This is a genomic window from Staphylococcus sp. CoH_129_LAB_1, assembly GCF_058191515.1.
Map to the genome: position 1 here is coordinate 1 of NZ_JBXWKZ010000050.1, position 5,939 is coordinate 5,939.

The following is a 5,939-nucleotide window of genomic DNA, read 5'->3' on the forward strand; positions in this document are numbered from 1 at the left end:
CTCTACAACTATAAAAAATAGCTGTGAAGAAATCTATCGTCATAGATTTCTTCACAGCTAATCTTAGTATGTTTTTTCAAATTAATTGAGTACAATACTCCAATAAAAATATAACATCTTAATATTATATTGACAATACATATATTTCCAAAAATATCAGAAATTTTAGAAAATACACGTCTCCATTGATACTAATAATTATTAAAAAAACATTAATACTTTTTTTATTTAATTTAATAAAAAATAAAAAAAGAGCGATATCTATCGCTCTTTAAACTAGTTCCTTCCTTTACATATGTGTTTTTTACAATTATTAAAATTTATTTTAAATGTTCATATGGACTATTATTTACAAATGATACAATTTGATCGACAAATAATTTTGCGCGTAATTGAAATTCTTCGTCATTTAAATATAACGTACCGTCTTCTAATTTTGCATAATCTGAGTCATGTGTTGCAATTTGTGTAGGTACAGCAATACCTAATAAACTGCGAACAATGACTCGTAAATGTGAGAGTGGTTCTGAACTTACGATACCTCCACTGTTACCAATTAAGCCCACTGGTTTCATTTTGACATAATCCATATTGATATGATCTAACGCATTTTTTAAAATGCCTGAGTATGAACCATGATAATTTGGCGTACCAAAAATTAGGAAATCCGCTTCCATTGCTTTGTCCTGGAACGCTTTTGTATTCGCTTTAATTTCCTCTGTTGAATGTGTTGTGCCTGAAAAATCAAGTTGATTTAATGGTCTTTCAGCTAAATCAAAGATATCTACGTCGACATCATGATTATCGAATTGTCCTGTTAAATATTTAGCTAGTGCGTTGGTATGTGAACCTACTTGTGCACTTCCTACTACGATAAGTCCTTTCATTTTGCTCTAACACCCCTTACATATTATTTTATTTCTCTTCAGTTAAAACTTTCATAATTGCTTTACCTACACCACTATGTTCATTGGTATCTGTAACCAATTTAGCTATAGCTTTCACTTCGGGCATCGCATTATCCATCGCAACAGGATAGCCTACGCGTTCAAGCATGGATATATCGTTTAAATTATCTCCTAACGCCATGACATTTTGTAAGTCAATATGAAGTTGATTAGCAATAGTTTCTAATGCAATTCCTTTTTGAGCATCTGAATGCGTAATTTCTAAATTACCACGTGATGATGATGAAACAGCAAGACTTGATATGGCCGATAATTCTTTTCCAATACGTTCAATTTTTTCAAGATCTGGATTAAACGCCAGTACTTTCATTATCAGTTCGCCTGGAATATCTTCAATATCCTTGTAATTATCGACAATTTTGAGTGTACCGTTATCTATACGTTTTTGAATCCCTGCTTTAATCTTTTCAACATCACCTTGTTGGCCTGCATTTCTTGCAATATCTAAATAGATATCTAAATCACGTGTTGGATCTTCTGTATAAATCCCTCTATTCGTATACACTTGGTAGTACACATCTTCTCGATCAAGAATCGCTTTAATTCGTTCTACTAATTCATGATTTAAATGAGAGGTATTCATAATATTGAATGATTCATCACGTACTTCTGCACCATTTAAACAAATATAAGGTACTTTTAAATCTGTTTCAGCCATAGGCGTGCTTGCTTCATAAAAAGCTCGACCTGTGGCAATGACTACTGTAATCCCTTTTGATTGAGCATATTTAATCGCTTTAATGTTCTCTTCTGAAATTTCATGTGCAGCATTTAGTAGCGTACCATCCATATCTGTTGCAATCAGTTTAATCATGCCGTTACCTCATTTCATTAGCTAAACTTACAGCTATTATATTTTAGAACATACATATTCAGTGAACACAATGACAGAATGTTAATTTGTTTTACCGTTCCTATTTTAACAAATTTATTATCCTTTGTACGGTGATGTGTTTCTTTTAACTTTCTTAGCTCTTAAATCACGGAAAAATTGTCTCAATAAATTGCTACACTCTTCTTCTAACACACCCTGTTCAACAATTGCACGATGATTAAATTGTGGTTGCTGAAGTAAATCCATTAAACTGCCACTGCATCCTCCCTTAGGATCCATTGCACCATATACAACTCGTGGGATACGACTCATTACAATTGTTCCTGCACACATAACACATGGTTCTAGTGTAACGTATAATGTACAGTCTTCTAAACGCCAACTTCCTACTACTTCAGCTGCTCGTTCTATTGCTAAATGTTCAGCATGAGCAGTAGGTTGTTGCAATATTTCTCTTAAATTATGGGCACGAGCAATGATTTCATTATCTTTAACTATCACTGCTCCGATAGGAACTTCACCTAGTTGTCCAGCTTTTTTTGCTTCTTCAATTGCACATTTCATGTAAAATTCATCATTTGTCATATGTGTCACCCCTTACTTATGATAAAATACTCAATGTCTATTTTAACATTTGGAGATGTAATTATGAATAAACCATTTATTGCAATCGAAGGTCCGATTGGCGTTGGCAAATCGTCTCTTACTCACAAAATCAGCCAAACCTTTAATTATTATGAAGAGAATGAAATCATTAATGAAAACCCCTTTCTCTCTGATTTTTATGATGATATTTCAAAATGGAGTTTTCAAACTGAAATGTTCTTCCTTTGTAATCGTTATAAACAAGCACAAGATATTGCAAAAATTAATCAAGGTGTGGTAAGTGATTACCATATTTATAAAAATAGAATATTTGCGCGCAATACACTTAACGAATCAGAATTTGATAAATTCAATCGTATTTTCAATATTTTAACTGAAGATCTTGAATTACCTAATATGATCATCTTTTTAGATGCTGATTTAGATGTACTGAAACGTCGCATTGCTAAACGTAACCGTAGCTTTGAACATCAAATTGAAGATAGCTACTTACTTAATTTAAAAAAGGATTATTTATCATTTTATGAAACATTAAAAAACGAAGGTGCTAATGTGATTTTAATCGACACTTCTGATTTAGATTTTGTACAAAATGAATCAGATTATCAATTGATTTTAAACCAAATTAAACCCATGATAGGAGATATAAAATATGAATAATTACGGTATCCCTCAAAATGCAATTATTACTATTGCTGGAACGGTAGGCGTAGGGAAATCTACATTAACTCAGGCTCTTGCTGATAAACTTAATTTCAGAACTTCTTTTGAAAATGTAGACCATAATCCTTATTTAGATAAATTCTATAATGATTTTGAACGTTGGAGTTTCCATCTGCAAATTTACTTTTTAGCTGAACGTTTTAAAGAGCAAAAACGCATGTTTGAATATGGAGGGGGATTTATACAAGATCGTTCTATTTATGAAGATGTTGATATCTTCGCAAAAATGCATGAAGAGCAAGGGACTATGAGTAAGGAAGATTTCAAAACTTACTCTGATTTATTTGAAGCAATGGTTATGACACCATATTTTCCTAAACCAGATGTTTTAATCTACTTAGACTGCAATTATGAGGAAGTAATTGACCGCATTCATCAACGTGGTCGTGATATGGAAATGAATACTGATCCAGTATATTGGAAAAAATTATTTAAACGCTATGAAAATTGGATTAACAATTTTAATGCTTGTCCTGTAGTAAGAGTGAATATTAATGAATATGATATTCATGAAAATCCCGATTCTTTAGATCCAATTATCGACAAAATTGCACATATTATTCAAACATATAAAAATGTAGATAATCGATAAAAAAAGAGAGACAAAATTCATTTCGAATTGGTTGTCTCACTACGGCAAAAAGGACTAGAATTAAAAAGATCAATATAAGCTCATTTTTAATTCAGTCCTTTGCTGTCAATATACGTTAAATGCACAAAGCAATGATTGCTATTTTGATCTCGTGTTATTTAATGATTTTGTGTATATTTTTTTAATACTTCTGGTACGCTAGCAGCCGTTTCGATCACATAATCGGCATCCACAAGCTCCTCTTTTTTTGCAATACCACTTAATACACCAATGGCTAATCCTAACTTTGCATTCACTTTAGTTTTCATATCGTTATTTGTATCACCTACAATAGCTACATTTTCCGGTTTAACATCATAGTTGTCAAAAAGTGGCTTAAGTACTTCAGGATTTGGTTTTTCAGCCGCATGTGCTTCAGTAGAAATGACTACATCAAATGCATCTTTAGAATGTGTTTCTTCTAAAAATTGTGTCACTCCTTTTTCAGAGTCACTAGTCACAATACCAATCTTATAACCTTCTTTTCGTAGTGATTGAATTGTATCGTAAACACCTTCGATCCAATTATTTTCCGGCTCACGACTATCTACTAATGATTGACTTGTATCACGAGTCCATTTAGAAACATCTTTACCTGATTCATCATTAAATGCATGAACAATTTCATCTAAAGAGCCAGATCCCATAACAGAATTTGGATTAATAGTATCTTTGACAACTCCTAATTTACGAAGTGTTGCTTCTTTATTTGCTACAGGAAATGTATCTAGAAAGCTTTTTACCAAACGGACACCAATTTTTTCCCAACTATGATCAAATTCGATTAATGTACCATCTTTATCAAATAATATCCATTCCATTAATATATGCACTCCTTATTTTATATTTCATTGTAATATACATTATTCTTTTAATTATAGTAAAATAACTGATTATCATAAGTTTATAAAAAAAGTCATACCTCTCTAGGTATGACTCAACTAAGAATATATATAACTAGTTTTGAATAACTTTGGCATTACTATGCCTCAACGGGAATGAGACTATGTGTAAGGGAATAGTCTCTATGAATATCATACACTATTTCAACCCTATTTTCCATAATAAGTTGACACATATCAACCATTTATTATATATTTATCCTCTTATAGGTGCTATACAATATATGTCACATACTTTTTCTTATGAAAATCAGAAATTTTTTCAATTTCATTATTTGAATATTTCGCTTCAATCATTTTAATCATCTCTTATTTGAGATATCATCATTTTATCTTAAAAACCAAAAAACGCACACAATCTCTTGATTGTTTATCTTTAATGCCTAAATGTTAATTGGTTATAATTCAAATTACACATGAAGAAATACGCTTCTTATTTAGTACCAAAAAGCGTGTTTTCATCATATTAATAACGAAAATATATATTCAATTCGATTAGGGGGAAAAGATTTAATTAATTTCTTGGTTCACCATTTACAAGAATACCACTTACTAAATCATATACTTTTTTAATGAAACTAAAGATATCTAACATGATTTTCATCTCCTTAAATATGTTTACAACGAATAGTTTAGTACACATTTAGTTTTGTGGGGAATTCTTGCCTAATTCGATATGATTCGTTCTAAAGTGTCTTTATTTTTCTTTCAATCTTATTAGATATTGCCTAAAAGTTAGACATATACATAAAATCTTAAAAAGTAATTTAGAAGTATTGAAAGTTAGTAAAAAATTTGGCTTATTGCTTTTATCTCTATAAATGGTTTAATTAATAGATAATACAATAATTTATAGCTTTGCTTTAAATTTATATAAATATAGTTTGTTATGTACGATATAGTCATCTTAACAAATGCTGTACAATATATTATTAATAAAATGAAAGGATTTACTTATGTTAATCATTATCTTTATTCTATTTGGAATAGGCCTTAGTTTGTTTATATTTAGTTTCTTTTTAGCAGAAAATGAAGGATTGGCTTATAAAACCGTGAGTAGAGGTTTTTCTGCGTTATTTGTATCATTGGGGATTTTAGCATTAATGGGATATCTTATTAATTTTATTTGTTCACATTATTTAGATATTTAATTAGAGTTCACAATATTATTCGATTTTTGTTACTACATAGTACTATAAAAACATACTAAGATTAGCTGTGAAGAAATCTATGACGATAGATTTCTTCACAGCTATTTTTTATAGTTGTAGAGA

General features: G+C 30.4%; 7 protein-coding genes. 3 read left to right on the forward strand and 4 right to left on the reverse strand.

All coding sequences use genetic code 11. The features are described 5' to 3' along the window. Positions 1 to 320: 320 nt before the first annotated feature. From AC2FB1_RS10835 to tadA, 3 genes are all read right to left on the reverse strand, one after another. Positions 321 to 887, reverse strand: coding sequence for an NADPH-dependent FMN reductase (locus AC2FB1_RS10835; RefSeq protein ID WP_002449053.1), 567 nt, complete (start codon positions 885 to 887; stop codon positions 321 to 323). Positions 888 to 915: 28 nt separating this feature from the next. Continuing rightward, positions 916 to 1,782, reverse strand: a complete 867-nt coding sequence (locus tag AC2FB1_RS10840; RefSeq protein WP_490675244.1) for an HAD family hydrolase — start codon at positions 1,780 to 1,782, stop codon at positions 916 to 918. A 117-nt stretch (positions 1,783 to 1,899) separates the two neighbouring features. Then, positions 1,900 to 2,388, reverse strand: a complete 489-nt coding sequence (tadA, locus tag AC2FB1_RS10845) for a tRNA adenosine(34) deaminase TadA (RefSeq protein WP_490675245.1) — start codon at positions 2,386 to 2,388, stop codon at positions 1,900 to 1,902. 63 nt (positions 2,389 to 2,451) lie between these two features. Here tadA and AC2FB1_RS10850 point away from each other — a divergent pair, with 63 nt between their 5' ends. Next, on the forward strand, positions 2,452 to 3,069 hold the full coding sequence (locus tag AC2FB1_RS10850) for a deoxynucleoside kinase (RefSeq protein ID WP_002455719.1): 618 nt from the start codon (positions 2,452 to 2,454) through the stop codon (positions 3,067 to 3,069). Further along, entirely contained in the window at positions 3,062 to 3,724 is a 663-nt protein-coding gene (locus AC2FB1_RS10855; RefSeq protein WP_490675246.1) for a deoxynucleoside kinase, read from the forward strand. Before AC2FB1_RS10850 ends, AC2FB1_RS10855 begins: the two co-directional genes overlap by 8 nt. 158 nt (positions 3,725 to 3,882) lie before the next feature. Here the strand turns inward: AC2FB1_RS10855 and AC2FB1_RS10860 are convergent, their stop codons facing one another. Continuing rightward, entirely contained in the window at positions 3,883 to 4,584 is a 702-nt protein-coding gene (locus AC2FB1_RS10860; RefSeq protein ID WP_490675247.1) for an HAD family hydrolase, read from the reverse strand. A gap of 1,037 nt (positions 4,585 to 5,621) precedes the next feature. On the opposite strand from AC2FB1_RS10860, the gene AC2FB1_RS10865 reads away from it, so the two are divergent. After that, entirely contained in the window at positions 5,622 to 5,816 is a 195-nt protein-coding gene (locus AC2FB1_RS10865) for a hypothetical protein (protein ID WP_490675248.1), read from the forward strand. The last annotated feature ends 123 nt before the right edge of the window (positions 5,817 to 5,939 follow it).